This is a genomic window from Rhizobium terricola, from assembly GCF_012927355.1.
Lineage (GTDB): Bacteria > Pseudomonadota > Alphaproteobacteria > Rhizobiales > Rhizobiaceae > Allorhizobium > Allorhizobium terricola.
On the sequence record NZ_JABBGK010000003.1, the window covers coordinates 173,421 to 187,985 of the forward strand.

The window sequence follows — 14,565 nt, forward strand, 5'->3', positions numbered from 1 at the left end:
AAAAGGAGTTGGGAAGGCACGGTGTCATCGGGGCAGGAAGCAGGTCATGGGCGTTAAGGGCGTATCGCGTCTCAGCCGCGTTCGGCGAAGCCTTTCGGCTGGTGCCACGCCGGGCATCGCGGCGATTCTGTCTGCCTCGCTCTTGCTGTCCTCCTGTCAGTCGATCTTCGAACAAGCCTATGAGCCGACGGTCGGTCCTTCGAGCAATCCGCAGATCGTCGATGAAGTGCAGAAGGACGACCCGCGCGCGCAGATGGGTGCGCGCGAGCATCCGCGCATCGTCGCGAGCTATGGCGGCGAGTATCATGACGAACGCACCGAAAAGCTGGTCGCCCGGATTGCCGGCGCGCTGACGGCGGTTTCGGAAAACCCGAACCAGTCCTATCGCATCACCATCCTGAATTCCCCGGCGATCAATGCCTTTGCCCTGCCGGGCGGCTATCTCTACGTGACGCGCGGCCTGCTCGCACTGGCCAACGATGCCTCGGAAGTGGCGGCCGTGCTCAGCCACGAGATGGCCCATGTGACGGCGAACCACGGCATCGAGCGGCAGCGCCGCGAGGAAGCAGAAGTGATCGCCAGCCGCGTGGTGGCCGAGGTTCTGTCGAGCGATCTCGCCGGCAAGCAGGCGCTGGCCCGCGGCAAGCTCCGGCTCGCCGCCTTCTCGCGGCAGCAGGAGCTCCAGGCCGACGTCATCGGCGTGCGCACGCTCGGCGAGGCCGGCTACGACCCCTATGCGGCGGCCCGCTTCCTCGATTCGATGGCCGCCTACAGCCACTTCACCTCCGTCGATCCGGATGCGGACCAGAGCCTCGACTTTCTGTCGAGCCATCCGAACGCGCCGCAGCGCGTGGAGCTTGCCCGCCGGCACGCCCGGGCCTTCGGGCCGGAAGGCTCTCATGGCGAATCCGGTCGCGACTACTATCTCAAGGGTATCGATGGCCTGCTCTATGGCGACAGCCCGCAAGAGGGCTATGTGCGCGGGCAGACCTTCCTGCACGGCAGTCTCGGCATCCGATTCGACGTGCCGGACGGCTTCCAGATCGACAACAAGGTGGAGGCGGTTCTGGCAACCGGACCTGGTGACGTCGCGATCCGTTTCGACGGCGTGTCCGACAACCAGCGCCGCAGCCTCAAGAACTACATTTCCAGCGGTTGGGTGACGGGCCTGTTGCCCGAGACGATCCAGGAGGTCACGGTCAACGGCCTGGAGGCTGCGACCGCGCGCGCCACCGCCGAGCGCTGGGACTTCGACATCACGGTGATCCGCATCGGAACGCAGATCTTCCGTTTCCTGACGGCCGTTCCGAAAGGCAGCGCGGCACTTGCCCCGACGGCGGACAAGCTGCGCGCGAGCTTCCGCCGGATCACGCCGCAGGAAGCCGCGTCTCTGAAGCCGCTCAGGGTGCGCGTCTTGACGGTCGGGGCGAACGACAATATCGGCACGCTTTCGGCCCGGATGATGGGCACGGACCGCAAGCTGGAGCTTTTCCGGCTGATCAATGCCCTGACGCCGACCTCGACGGTGGCGCCTGGCAGCAAGGTCAAGATCATCTCGGAGTGACAGAAAAGGCCAGTCGAAACCGGCCTTTTTTCGTGTCGGACTTTCCTCAGAAGGCCATTTCGAGCGGCTGACCGCTCTTCGGTCCGTAATGGGCCAGCGCCATCTTGAGTTTCTCGAGCGCCCGGGTCTCGATCTGGCGCACGCGCTCCTTGGAAATCCCGAGTTCCATGCCAAGTTCCTCGAGGGTCGCGCCTTCCTCGGTGAGGCGTCGCGCCGCGATGATGCGGCTTTCGCGTTCGTTGAGTTCGGTCATGGCGTTGCGCAACCACCCGCGCCAACGTTCGCCGTCGATGATGCCCCGCACCTGTTCGTCCGGCGGCAGTTCGTCGCTTTCCAGCATGTCCAGCTGTTCGGTGCCCTCGCCGTTGCGGCCCATCACGGGCGTCTGCAGGGAGGTGTCGGCGCTCGACAGGCGGGCGTCCATCGACTGCACGTCGGCGAGGCTGACGCCCAGCGCCGAGGCGATTTCCTGATGGATGGCCTGTTCGCTGAGGCGGTTGTCGCCCTGGGCGAGCTTGGCGCGCAGGCGGCGCAGGTTGAAGAACAGCGCCTTTTGAGAGGAGCTCGTCCCGCCGCGCACGATGGACCAGTTGCGCAGGATGTAGTCCTGCATCGAGGCACGGATCCACCAGCCGGCATAAGTGGAGAAACGAACTTCGCGTGCGGGCTCAAAGCGGGCCGCCGCCTCCAGCAGGCCGATGTAACCCTCCTGGATCAGGTCGTTGAGCGGCAGGCCGAAGCCGCGGAACTTGGCGGCCATGGCGATGACGAGGCGCATATGGGCATGGGCAATGCGGTTGCGGGCGTCCTGATCGTTATCGTCCTTCCAGCGGATGGCGAGGTCTAGTTCCTCCTCGCGCTCCAGATAGGGCTGGGCCATAGCGAATTTGATGATGTGTCTGTCGGCGGACATGGCGTTCATCGGCGTCTCCATGGGCAAAAGGATTGGGCGAAAAGGTCGTAAAGTCCGGTCACTCCTGCATGAACGGGCCGGGGGCCGATCGTGTTCCATCGCGCGTAGGACAAATCTTGCAAAAGACAAGATGCGGCCCGGCGACGCCACCGTTCAATTGACAATACGCAAGATGTGGGGATTCGGTTCGCCGCTGTCAGTGCGAAATGATCAAACTGCGCCTGTCTCACGCAGATGTGATGGCCGAGGCCTGCCTCGGCGAGACGTCAGTCTGCGGGAAAGAGGCGGAACCGCGGGACCGGCCAGCCCTTGGGATCCGGCATGAAGACGAGCCGGTAGCGGGCGAAGACATTGGCGAGCAACAGGGCACACCATGCGCCATAGGACAGGCCGGCTATCACGTCGCTCGGATAATGGGCGCCGACCATGACGCGGCTGAAGCCCATCCAGAGGCCCAGGAGAACGAATGCGAGGCGATAGCGCGGCAGGATGAGGATGAGCACCATGAAGATGGTGCCGACGGTCGTCGCGTGGCCGGACGGGAAGCTTTCGAACTTCGAGCCGCTGAAGGCAGAGAATCCGAACGCGCCCCAGTCGTCGAACTGGCCGGGCCGGGCCCTGCCGATGATCCGCTTCAGGATGTTGGCGGTAAGGCCGGAAAACGCCACCGCCAGGAAGAAATAAGCGCCGATCTGTGCGGCATAGAGGGCGCGGAAACGCTCCTTCAGGCCGCGGGCGAGGCGCGAGGAGGCAAGACCCGAGACGAACAGCATGGCGGATGCGATGAGGATCCAGCCGGAACTGCCGAAATCGGTGATGATCTCGCCGAGCGAGCGAGTGAAGAAATCCCTGTGGCGGATAGCGCCGACCGGATTGTCGAAAATCAGGAAGGAAAGGACCACCAGATTGGCGGCGACGACGGCGAAGATCTGCCAGTAATGCGGGGCCGGCGGGTGCCGGTTGAGATCACGGCGTCTTTCCAGCCAGGTCCTGATCTTGTCGATGCCGTTCACGTCTCTGTTCCGCTCCGCTCAAGCCTGCCGGGGGGACGGGAAAATATCGGGTTTCCGCAAACGGCATGCAGCCGCGGCAAGATGGTTGCCGCGGCTGGCAATTGCAAGGCTTGTCAGGCAGACAGCGCCTTGAATTCGGCGAGAATGGCAGCGCCCATCTCGGTGGTTCCGACCTTGGTGCAGCCTTCGGCCATGATGTCGCCGGTGCGGATGCCCTTGTCGAGCACGTTGGCGATTGCCTTTTCGAGGTTGTCGGCTTCCTTCACCATGTTGAAGGAATAGCGCAGGCACATAGCGAAGGAGGCGATCATGGCGATCGGGTTGGCGATGCCCTGGCCGGCGATGTCGGGGGCCGAGCCGTGGACGGGCTCGTACATGGCCTTGCGCTTGCCGGTCTTGGCATCCGGGGCGCCGAGCGAGGCCGAGGGGAGCATGCCGAGCGAGCCGGTCAGCATGGCGGCCACGTCGGACAGCATGTCGCCGAACAGGTTGTCGGTGACGATGACGTCGAACTGCTTCGGGGCGCGTACCAGCTGCATGCCGCCGGCATCGGCCAGCATGTGCTCGAGCTTCACGTCCGGATACTTGGCCTTGTGGGTCTCGGTGACGACCTGGTTCCACAGCACGCCGGACTTCATGACGTTGCGCTTTTCCATCGAGCAGACGGTGTTCTTGCGGGTGCGGGCCAGCTCGAAGGCGACGGAGGCGATGCGCTCGATCTCGTAGGTGTCATAGACCTGGGTGTCGATCGCGCGCTTCTGGCCATTGCCGAGGTCGGTGATGGTCTTCGGCTCGCCGAAATAGACGCCGCCGGTGAGTTCGCGCACGATCAGGATGTCGAGGCCTTCGACCAGTTCCGGCTTCAGCGAGGAAGCGGCGGCGAGTGCCGGATAGCAGATCGCCGGGCGCAGGTTGGCGAAGAGTTCGAGATCCTTGCGCAGACGCAGCAGGCCGGCTTCCGGGCGCACTTCGTAAGGCACGGCATCCCACTTCGGGCCGCCGACGGCGCCGAACAGCACGGCATCGGCGGCGAGTGCCTTTTCCATGTCGGCGTCGGTGATGGCGACGCCATGGGCGTCATAGGCGGAGCCGCCGACGAGGCCTTCATCTGTGGTGAAGCCGGCGCCCTGCTCGGCGTTCATGTAGTCGATGATCTTGCGGACTTCGGCCATGGTTTCCTGGCCGATGCCGTCGCCGGGCAGAAGGAAGAGATTGCGCTGTGTCATGGGAAGCCTCCCTGGCTTGATCAAGAGTTGCCGCCTTCTATCGGGCAGGAGCCCGGATTTCAAGGACACTCAGGGGCAGAACGGTACGGAGGGAGGGGCCGTAGCGGGCGTTGCGGTGCGGCAGCGGGAGACCGTTTGCCGCACCGGAGCGTTTTTCAGATCAGGCCCAGGGATGAACCTGAGCGTTGGTCTTTTCGAATGCCGTGATGCTGTCGGCCTTCTCGAGCGTCAGGCCGATGTCGTCGAGGCCGTTCAGCAGGCAGTGGCGCTTGAAGGCGTCGATGTCGAACTTGATGCGGCCGCCATCCGGCCCGGTGATTTCCTGGGATTCCAGGTCGACCGACAGGACGGCGTTGGAACCGCGGCCTGCGTCGTCCATCAGCTTGTCCAGGTCATCCTGGCTGACCACGATCGGCAGGATGCCGTTCTTGAAGCAGTTGTTGTAGAAGATGTCGGCGAACGAGGTCGAGATGACACAGCGGATGCCGAAATCGAGAAGCGCCCACGGTGCGTGTTCGCGCGAGGAGCCGCAACCGAAGTTGTCACCGGCGACCAGGATCTGAGCGTTGCGATAGGCCGCCTTGTTGAGGACGAAATCCGGATTTTCCGTGCCGTCCTCGTTGTAGCGGGCCTCGGCGAACAGACCCTTGCCGAGACCGGTGCGCTTGATGGTCTTCAGGTAGTCCTTCGGGATGATCATGTCGGTGTCGATGTTGACGACCGGAAGGGGTGCTGCGACCCCGGTGAGCTTTACGAACTTTTCCATCAGACCCTGCCTTCGGAATACAATTCAGGAATTCCGCTGCCCATAAAAGAAAACCGCGCGGATTTGAAGGCCTTTCCTGGTCGAAAGGGTACGCTTCGGCATCAAAAATGCCGGTTCCCGCCTCTTATCGGCGGGGCGCGCGTCTCAGAGATCGATGATCGTGCCGCGACCGTCGTTCCAGACGCGCATTTCGTCGCGGCGCTTGTTCGCCTTCGCATAGACCGGAGCGGCCTTCCTCTTCGGGCTCAGCATGCGGGCGGCGAGCGAAAGCGTCAGCACGGCGCCAGCGATCAGCGTCAGTGAGACGGTGAAGGCAGCAGCCAAGGCCAGAACGGCGATGCCGGTAATGCCAAGTGCGACGGAACGGAGATTCTGCATGATCGAAATCCTTTCTCGACAGTGAAGGTGGTCCTTCTTCTCCGGGAATGCAAGGGCTTTCCGCCAAATGTCGCCTTGCGCGGCTGGCCAAAGCTTGGCAAAAGTTCGCCCATGACTTCGATCACCTCACATCACCCCGCGCGGCTGCGCCGCTCGGTGCTCAGCGTGCCGGCCATCAACCCGCGTGCGCTGGAGAAGACCCATGGTCTATCCTGCGACGCCGTCATCTTCGATCTCGAGGATTCGGTGGCGGTCGAGAAGAAGGCCGAAGCCCGCGAAAATCTCAGGCGTTTCTTTGCCGAGACGCCGCTTCGGGGCCGGGAAAGCATCATCCGGGTGAACGGGATCGATACCGAATTCTTCTCCGACGACATGGCCGCCGTGATCGCCTGCCGGCCGGATGCCGTGCTGCTGCCGAAGGTCGACGGCCCGGACGACGTGCAGCGGGTGGCCGACCTCATCGCCGAAACCGATGCGACGGAAAGTCTCAGAATCTGGGCGATGATCGAAACGCCGCGCGGCGTGCTCAACGCAGCGGCGATCGCCGGCGCGGGACGCACCGCCGGCGGCCTGCTCGACTGTTTCGTCGTCGGGCTGAACGATCTGCGCAAGGAGACGGGCGTGGCTCCGGAGACGGGGCGGATCTATCTCGTGCCCTTCCTGATGCAGGTGATCCTTGCGGCGCGCGCCTACGGGCTCGACGCGATCGACAGCGTATCGAACGAGTTCAGGCAGCTGGACGCCTATGAGGCGGAATGCGCGCAGGGCCGCGCCATGGGGTTCGACGGCAAGATGCTGATCCATCCGGCGCAGATCGACGGCGCCAACCGGCATTTCGGCTTTTCGGAAGCGGCACTCGCCGAGGCGAAGGCGATTGCCGCCGCCTTTGCCGATCCCGCGACCGACGGCCTCAACGTCATCAATCTCGACGGCCGGATGGTCGAACGGCTGCATCTGGAGCAGGCCGAGCGACTGCTCGCCAAGGCTCGCGTCATCGCAGAAAGAGAAGGCAGAACAGCATGAAGGTCTATCGTTTTCTCACCGGCCCGGACGACGCGGCCTTTTGCCATCGCGTCACCGATGCGCTCAACAAGGGCTGGGAACTGCACGGCGCGCCGAGCCTTTCCTTCAATGCCGCGACCAACCAGATGCATTGCGGGCAGGCCGTGGTGAAGACCGTGCACGGCAAGGACTACGATCCGAGCATGAAGCTCGGCGAGCAATGATAGAAACGGAGCGCCTGCCGTCTGCGGCGGGCGCCCCGGGATAACGCGTCACTTGACGGCGGCATTTCCGCCGTCGGCGTAGAGCGCCGAGCCGGCGACGAAGCTTGCCATGGGGCCCGCAAGGAAAAGGGCCGCGCGGGCGATTTCTTCCGGCCGGGCGATGCGCTTCAGGGCATGCAGGCCTGCCGCCCAGTCCTTTTGGGCCTGATCGCCGGCCATCCGCGTATCGGTGCCGCCCGGCAGGAGCGCATTGGCCCGGATGTCGCGGCTGCCGTAATCCGCAGTGATGCCCTTTACCAGACCCATGATGCCCGCCTTGGAGGCGGCATAGGTGCCCATTCCGGGAAGGCCGACGCTCGTTCCGACGAAGGTCGAGACGAAGACCAGGGCGCCGGAGCCACGTTCCAGCATGGCCGGGATCTGGCAGCGGGCGGCGAGAAAGGCCGAGGTCAGGTTTGCCGCCAGCGTCTCCTGCCATTCGGGCATCGTGACTTCCGCGAGGGGCTTGATCGGACCGACGGCCCCGGCATTGTTGACGGCGATATCGAGGCCGCCGAACCGGCTCATGGCCGCATTGACCAGTCTTTCGTGGGTTTCGACACGGGCGACGTCACCCGGCACGGCATGGGCGATGCCGCCCCGGCTCTCGATCAGATCGACAACCGCGTCGAGTGCTTCGCTGCCCCTGGCATTGAGCACCAGGGATGCGCCCTCTGCGGCAAACAGCAGGGCGGTTGCGCGGCCGATGCCGGACGACGCTCCGGTGATGATGGCGACCTTGTCATTCAGGCTTGTCATGGAAACCTCCTTTGGGTGTCGGAGGCCAAGGGATAGGCGAGGAGGCGGGGCGGCGGCCACCCGTTTCCGGACGGGGCGATCGGCGGGCGTCTGATGGTGGTGGGCGGCGGCCTGCCGTGCTTTTCGACGGCGAGGTGGCGGGCGGGATCGGCATCCGTTCAGGTACGCCGGCACGGGATCTGCAATGTGCCGAAGCCGGGACCGCGCATTTTCTTGCGAAGCGCGACTAGTCCTTTACCGCGACAGAGAGGCCGTCCGCTTCCGCGGCGGCGTCCTCGGCGCTTTCCTCGATGCGTTCCATGTCGTCGTCGGAGAGGCCGAAATGATGGCCGATCTCGTGGATCAGAACGTGGGTGATGATGTCGCCCAGGGTTTCCTCGTTTTCCGCCCAGTAGTCGAGGATCGGGCGGCGATAGAGCGTGATGCGGTTCGGCATCTCCCCGGTTTCCATGGTGAAACGTTCCGAGATGCCGCGGCCCTCGAACAGACCGAGCAGGTCGAAAGGCGTCTCCAGCGCCATGTCCTCGAAGACTTCGTCGGTCGGGAAATCGGCGATCTCGATGATCAGATTTCCCGTCAGCGCCCTGAATTCCTCCGGCAGATGGCCATAGGCCTCGATCGCCAGCGATTCGAACGTGCTGATCGTCGGGGCATGGCGCTCGCGCCAATCTTCGGTCTGGTCAATGCGGGCCATCTGAACTCCTTACTGGTTCTCCATATAGGAGTTTTGTTCCCGCTTTTCGAGTGGGAATCCTGTCAAGGAATAAATTCACAATGAATCCGGTTGACTCTTTTCGAAAGCTCTGGAATCCATAAGAACATATAGAGAACATTTCGACGGAGACACGTCATGGGCGGGACCGCTCTGGCGCAGGGGAAGCTGTTTGCCCTGCGCGAGGCTATCGCGAAGATCGAAGGCAGGCCGCTTGCGGCCGGGCTCGAACCCGAGCCGGATGCCGGCTGTGCCGAGGTGGATGCTGCCGGCGGTTCCGCAGGGGCGGAGGAGGCTTCAGGCCTCGAAAGCGTGCTGCCGGAGGGGTTTCCGATCGGTGCGATGATCGAGCTTCGCGGCGCGCAGCTGAGGAACGCGGGCGCCGTCAGCGGCTTCGGGCTCGGCTTATGTCTTGCCTGTCTGCCTGCCCAGCCGGAAAAGCGCATTCTCTGGATCGGCGAGAGCTTCGTCGCCCGTGAGGCGGGGCTGCCCCACGCGGCGGGCCTCACCGATTACGGGTGCCGGCCGGGTGAACTCGTCTATGCCATGCCCCGGCGGGTTGAGGAGGCGCTGTGGCTGGCGGACGCCGCCCTTTCCTGCGGCGCCTTCGCGGCCGTGATGCTGGAGGTCAACGGCAACCCGCGCGGCTTCGGACTGACCGAAAGCCGGCGTCTCAGCCTCAAGGCGCGCAGCACGGGTGGCTTTCTTCTTCTGGTGCGGCAGGGAGGGGAAGAGGAGGCGAGCAGCGCCTCGCTTCGCCTGCGCATCGAACCCGCGCCGGCGGCGGCGCGCATTCTGAGCGACGGAACGATGCTCGGCGGCAGCATCGGCAATTCCGTCTTCCGCCTCGTTCCGGAAAAGAGCCGGCTCGGGGCATCCCGCGAACTGACCCTGGAGTGGAATAAAGATGACCGCCTGTTTTACCCCGCAACTTTCGCTCACACCGGCCAGCACCGCCCCGAACGGTCGGCGTATCCTGGCGCTCTGGTTTCCCAGGCTTTCGACCGATCGGCTGGCGCGTCGCCGCTGGGGACTGTCGTGGCGTTCGACAGGGCGTCCTGACCATCCGCCGGTCGTCTGTGCCGGGCGGGTGCAGAACGCGGTGCGCCTCACCGCGCTCGACGAGACGGCCGAAACGATCGGCCTGCGGGTCGGGCAGGGTCTTGCCGAGGCCCGCGCCATCTGCCCGTCCCTCGACGCTGCGGAGGAGGATCCCGCCGCCGACCGGCGGTTTCTGGAGGCGATCGCCGACTGGTGCGACCGCTATACGCCACTGGTGGCGCTGGACGGCACGGATGGACTGATGCTCGACGTCACCGGCTGCACGCATCTGTTCGGCGGCGAAGAAGCGATGATCGAAGACCTGCTGGACCGCCTTCTGCAGCTCGGGCTCGATGCGCGTGGCGCGATTGCCGGAACGCCCGGCCTGTCCTGGGCGGCGGCCCGTTTTTCAGGAAAGACGGTGGTGGCCGATCCCGAGATGGTTGCGGTGCTGTCGCCACTGCCCCTCAAGGCGCTGCGGATCGACGCCGGCATGGCGGCGTCGCTTGCCCGGGTCGGGCTGAAGCAGGTGGGCGATCTCCTCGCAATGCCGCGCGGCCCGCTGACGCGGCGTTTCGGGCCGGCCTTGCTGCTCAGGCTCGACCAGGCGCTGGGGCGCGAAGGGGAGCCGATCGTACCACGTCGGCCGGTTGCCCTGCTTTCGGTCGAGCGGCGGCTCGCGGAACCGATCCGTGACGAAGAAGCGATCCTCGATCTCGTCGGGCGGCTGGCCGCGGGGCTGAAATCGGGTCTCGAAGGGCGCGGGGAGGGAGGGCGGCTTTTCGAGCTTCTGCTCTTCCGCGTCGACGGACGGGTGTTCCGGATCGAGCTCGGTGCCGCCGCGCCGCTTCGCGATGCCGGGCGGATCAAGGCGCTGTTCAACGAGAGGCTCGCCGTGCTGCATGACGATCTCGACGCCGGTTTCGGTTTCGAGATCCTCAGGCTGAACGTGCTCTGCACGGACAGGCTCGCCGAGACCCAGGCGCGTTTCGGTGCCGGCGAGGCGAAGAACGATGCCGCGCTCGATTTCATCGACCGGGTGACGGCCCGGTTCGGCGAAGGGTGCCTGAGGCTTCCGCTGTCCCATGCGAGCCACTGGCCGGAGCGCGCCTCTGGCCTTGTTCCACTTGCGCAAGCGCCGGCGAGATCCGGGCCGAGGCCCTTGCCGCCGGTTCGCAACGACCGGCCGATCTGGCTCTTTGCTTGTCCGGAGGCGGTCGAGGTCACTGCCGAGGTGCCTGACGGTCCGCCAGCCAGCTTCCGGTGGCGCCGTACCCAGCATCGCGTAGTGCGGGCCGAGGGACCGGAGCGACTGGCGCCGGAATGGTGGATCGACGGGGAGGACGCGCTGCCGCGTGACTATTTCCGCATCGAGGACAGTGTCGGCCATCGCTACTGGCTGTTCCGCGAAGGCCTCTACGAACGGGGAGCGGATCGGCCGAACTGGTTCATGCAAGGGGTCTTCGCATGAGCGACCCGGCCTTTTTCGAGATCGGCTGCCGCAGCAACTTCTCCTTTCTGGAGGGTGCCTCGCATCCGGAGGAAATGGTGACCACGGCTGTCCGGGTCGGGCTTTCCGGATTGGGGCTCGCCGATCGCAACACGGTGGCGGGGGTGGTGCGCATGCATGCAGCCGCCAAACTCAAGGGGCATGCCTTCCGGCCGGGGGCGCGGCTTTGCTTTGCCGATGCGACGCCGGAATGCGTCGTCTATCCGATGAACCGGCGCGGCTGGGCGCATCTGTGCCGGATGCTGAGTGTCGGCAATCTCCGGTCCGAAAAGGGTGCCTGCACGCTCTATGAAAGCGATTTCGCCGAATGGGCGGAGGATCTGATGGTGGCGGCGATGGTACCTGCCTTTGCCGACAACGGAGCGGCCGAAGACTATTGCGCCCGGCTCGCGCGGCTGGGGCCGGTGCTTGCGGGACGGCTCTACCTCGCGATCGTGCCGCGTTATGACGGTCTCGACCGGCTGGCCTTTCACCGGATCGCGGAGATGGGCCGGCGGCTGTCGCTTCCGCTGATCGCCAGCAATGATCCCTTCTATAACGCCCCCGACCGCAAGCCGCTGGCCGACGTGATGACGGCCATCCGCGAACATGTGACCGTTGCCGAAGCTGGTTTCCGGCTGCAGGCGCATGCCGAGCGGCACCTGAAGGATCCGCGGGAAATGGCGCGTCTCTTTCGCGCCTATCCTCAGGCGATCGCCGGGTCGGGCGAGTTCTTCAGCCGGCTTCATTTTTCCCTCGATGAACTCAGCCATCAATATCCCGACGAAGCGGTCGGGGGGGAGCCGGCTGACCTGGCGCTGCGCCGGCTGACCTATGAGGGCGCGGCCCGGCGGTTTCCCGGCGGGGTTCCGGCAAAGGTCGCCGACCTGCTCGCCTATGAGCTGAACCTGATCGGCGAGAAGCGCTACGAGCCCTATTTTCTGACCGTGCACCGCATCATCGGCTTCGCCCGCTCGGAAGGCATCCTGTGCCAAGGACGAGGCTCGGCGGCCAATTCCGCGGTCTGCTATTGTCTCGGCATCACCGAGGTGAACCCGGAGAAGACCACGCTTCTCTTTGATCGCTTCATCTCGACCGAGCGCGACGAGCCGCCCGACATCGACGTCGATTTCGAGCATGCGCGCCGCCAGGAGGTGATTCAGTTCATCTACGATACCTATGGGCACGAGCATGCGGCGCTGACGGCGGCCGTGATCAATTACCGGGCGCGTTCTGCCGGGCGCGAGACGGCCAAGGCCTTCGGTCTTTCCGATGATGTGCAGACGGCATTGTCCGGGTCGATCTGGGGCTGGTCCACGGCCGATCTCTCCGAGCGTGAGGCCCGGGCTGCCGGGCTCGACCTGGCGGATCCGACCACCCGGCGCGTGCTCGACCATGCCTCGGCCCTGGTGGGTTTCCCCCGACACCTTTCACAGCATGTCGGCGGTTTCGTCATCACCCGGGACCGGCTCGACGAGGTCGTGCCGATCATGAACACGGCGGACGGGCGTTACATGATCGAGTGGAACAAGGACGATCTCGACACGCTGAAGATCCTCAAGATCGACGTCCTGGCGCTCGGCATGCTCACCTGCCTGGCCAAGGCCATCCGTCTGCTTGACCAACATTACGGGAGACAGTTGACGCTTGCTTCCTTCTTCGAGGATCACAGGCCGGAGGTCTACGACATGATCTGTCGTGCCGATACGCTCGGCGTCTTCCAGATCGAGAGCCGGGCCCAGATGAGCATGCTGCCGCGGCTCAAGCCCAGGGAATTCTACGATCTGGTGATCGAGGTGGCGATCGTCCGGCCGGGGCCGATCCAGGGAAACATGGTGCACCCCTATCTGAAGAACCGCAAGGAGAGGGAAAACGGCGGGAAGATCACCTATCCCAAGCCGGAACTCGAGGCCGTTCTGGCGCGAACGCTCGGTGTGCCGCTCTTCCAGGAGCAGGCGATGCAGATCGCCATCACCGCCGCCGGGTTCGCACCCGCGGAAGCCGACCAGTTGCGTCGCGCCATGGCGACCTTCCGCCGGACGGGGCAGGTCGCCAATTTCAGACAGCGTTTCATCGACGGCATGATGCGGCGGGATTATACGCTCGAATTCGCCGAGCGTTGCTTCAGCCAGATCGAGGGCTTCGGCGAATACGGTTTTCCCGAAAGTCACGCGGCCTCCTTCGCGCTGTTGGTCTATGCCTCGGCCTGGATCAAGACTTTTTATCCGGATGTCTTCTGCGTGGCGCTGCTCAATTCTCAGCCGATGGGTTTCTATGCGCCGGCCCAGTTGGTGCGGGATGCCCGGGAGCACGGGGTCGAGGTACGACCTGTCGACGTCAACGCTTCGTCCTGGGACAGCACGCTGGAAACGGACGGCTTCGATCCGCGGCGCCTTGCCTCGCGCCACGCCTCAATGCGCAACGTCATCCTGGGAAACCGGGCCGTGCGGCTCGGCTTTCGCCAGGTCAAGGGGCTTTCGGAGCCGGAGATGAAGCTTCTCGTGACACGGCGCGGCAGCGGCTATGCCTCGGTCCGCGATCTGTGGATGCGGACCGGGTTGCCGCGGGCCGCCGTCGAACGGCTTGTCGACGCCGATGCCTTCTCCTCACTCGGCCTCAGTCGCCGCGAGGCGCTCTGGGCGGCGCAGGCGCTTGATCACCAGGCTGCCGTCGAACATCTGCCGCTCTTCGCCGACGCGGCAGTCGATGCCGCGTCGCAGGTAGAGACTGCGGTTTCGCTGCCTTCGATGCCTGCCGGTGAAGAAGTTGTCAGCGACTACCGTGCACTGTCGCTTTCTTTGAAGGCCCATCCGCTCGCCTTCCTGCGCGAGGCCTTTGTCCGAAGCGGTATTCTCGTTTCCGTCGATCTGGAGAAAATAGCAAACGGGTGTCAGGTCGAGGTGGCGGGTCTGGTTCTCGTGCGCCAGCGGCCGGGCTCGGCCAAGGGGGTGATCTTCATGACGATCGAGGACGAGACCGGGGTTGCCAACATCATTGTCTGGCCGAAGACCTTCGAACGCTATCGCAGCATCGTCATGGGGGCGAGGCTGGTGAGAGTGAGGGGGCGTCTGCAGAAGGCCGAAGGCGTCATCCATGTCGTGGCCGAACATCTCATCGACGAGACCGAGAGGCTCGGCCTGTTGCGCGAGGACATGCAGGGCTTCGGCGGGCTTGCCCATGCCGACGAGGTTCGTCGCCCGGTCAACGAGCACCGGCATGACAGCCGATCCACCGGTTCCCTGGCGCGACTGATCCGGGATGTTCCCGATCTGGTTGGCGAGGTCAGGCAGGCCATGCCGAAGGGGCGCAATTTTCATTGAGGGAAACCGAAGGGAGGTGAAACGGGACCTGAATACCGGGACAGGCAGCGCCGGCCGGAAAATTTCTTGACAAAGGCCATCCTCTTTAGCAGAAAGAAGGGGCTGAAAGTCAGGTTTGA

Annotated in this window: 13 protein-coding genes; 6 read left to right on the forward strand and 7 right to left on the reverse strand. The window is 64.6% G+C overall.

The features are described 5' to 3' along the window. The first annotated feature begins 46 nt into the window (after nt 1-46). A complete protein-coding gene (locus tag HHL25_RS15870; RefSeq protein WP_246701846.1) occupies nt 47-1,564 on the forward strand; it encodes a M48 family metalloprotease in 1,518 nt (505 codons plus the stop codon). A 46-nt stretch (nt 1,565-1,610) separates the two neighbouring features. Here HHL25_RS15870 and HHL25_RS15875 read toward each other — a convergent pair whose 3' ends face one another. From HHL25_RS15875 to HHL25_RS15895, 5 genes are all read right to left on the reverse strand, one after another. After that, on the reverse strand, nt 1,611-2,486 hold the full coding sequence (locus tag HHL25_RS15875) for an RNA polymerase factor sigma-32 (RefSeq protein ID WP_169593339.1): 876 nt from the start codon (nt 2,484-2,486) through the stop codon (nt 1,611-1,613). A 257-nt stretch (nt 2,487-2,743) separates the two neighbouring features. After that, complete coding sequence (lpxE, locus tag HHL25_RS15880) at nt 2,744-3,490, reverse strand: lipid A 1-phosphatase LpxE (RefSeq protein WP_315853083.1); 747 nt, start codon at nt 3,488-3,490, stop codon at nt 2,744-2,746. 113 nt (nt 3,491-3,603) lie between these two features. Further along, nucleotides 3,604-4,716, reverse strand: a complete 1,113-nt coding sequence (gene leuB, locus HHL25_RS15885) for a 3-isopropylmalate dehydrogenase (protein ID WP_169593341.1) — start codon at nt 4,714-4,716, stop codon at nt 3,604-3,606. Between the two features lie 160 nt (nt 4,717-4,876). Next, nucleotides 4,877-5,482: a 3-isopropylmalate dehydratase small subunit gene (leuD, locus tag HHL25_RS15890; protein ID WP_169593344.1), complete on the reverse strand. Its 606-nt coding sequence runs from the start codon at nt 5,480-5,482 to the stop codon at nt 4,877-4,879. 144 nt (nt 5,483-5,626) lie between these two features. Next, nucleotides 5,627-5,860: a hypothetical protein gene (locus HHL25_RS15895; protein WP_169593347.1), complete on the reverse strand. Its 234-nt coding sequence runs from the start codon at nt 5,858-5,860 to the stop codon at nt 5,627-5,629. Between the two features lie 111 nt (nt 5,861-5,971). Between HHL25_RS15895 and HHL25_RS15900 the strand changes: the two genes are divergently transcribed. Both HHL25_RS15900 and HHL25_RS15905 read left to right on the forward strand, forming a co-directional pair. Beyond that, a complete protein-coding gene (locus tag HHL25_RS15900; protein ID WP_169593349.1) occupies nt 5,972-6,883 on the forward strand; it encodes an HpcH/HpaI aldolase/citrate lyase family protein in 912 nt (303 codons plus the stop codon). Further along, nucleotides 6,880-7,086, forward strand: a complete 207-nt coding sequence (locus tag HHL25_RS15905; protein ID WP_028737317.1) for a DUF1737 domain-containing protein — start codon at nt 6,880-6,882, stop codon at nt 7,084-7,086. Before HHL25_RS15900 ends, HHL25_RS15905 begins: the two co-directional genes overlap by 4 nt. Nucleotides 7,087-7,134: 48 nt before the next feature. Here HHL25_RS15905 and HHL25_RS15910 read toward each other — a convergent pair whose 3' ends face one another. Then, entirely contained in the window at nt 7,135-7,884 is a 750-nt protein-coding gene (locus HHL25_RS15910) for an SDR family oxidoreductase (protein ID WP_169593352.1), read from the reverse strand. A 226-nt stretch (nt 7,885-8,110) separates the two neighbouring features. Beyond that, on the reverse strand, nt 8,111-8,578 hold the full coding sequence (locus HHL25_RS15915; protein WP_169593355.1) for a metallopeptidase family protein: 468 nt from the start codon (nt 8,576-8,578) through the stop codon (nt 8,111-8,113). Between the two features lie 156 nt (nt 8,579-8,734). Between HHL25_RS15915 and HHL25_RS23535 the strand changes: the two genes are divergently transcribed. From HHL25_RS23535 to HHL25_RS15930, 3 genes are read left to right on the forward strand one after another with little or no spacing between them, the layout of a single operon-like run. Then, nucleotides 8,735-9,658 carry an ImuA family protein gene (locus HHL25_RS23535; RefSeq protein ID WP_246701847.1) on the forward strand — a complete coding sequence of 308 codons (924 nt, stop codon included), beginning with the start codon at nt 8,735-8,737 and terminating at the stop codon, nt 9,656-9,658. Between the two features lie 40 nt (nt 9,659-9,698). Beyond that, on the forward strand, nt 9,699-11,108 hold the full coding sequence (locus tag HHL25_RS15925; RefSeq protein ID WP_315853086.1) for a Y-family DNA polymerase: 1,410 nt from the start codon (nt 9,699-9,701) through the stop codon (nt 11,106-11,108). Further along, nucleotides 11,105-14,446, forward strand: a complete 3,342-nt coding sequence (locus tag HHL25_RS15930) for an error-prone DNA polymerase (protein ID WP_169593359.1) — start codon at nt 11,105-11,107, stop codon at nt 14,444-14,446. The genes HHL25_RS15925 and HHL25_RS15930 overlap by 4 nt, the downstream gene beginning before the upstream one ends. The last annotated feature ends 119 nt before the right edge of the window (nt 14,447-14,565 follow it).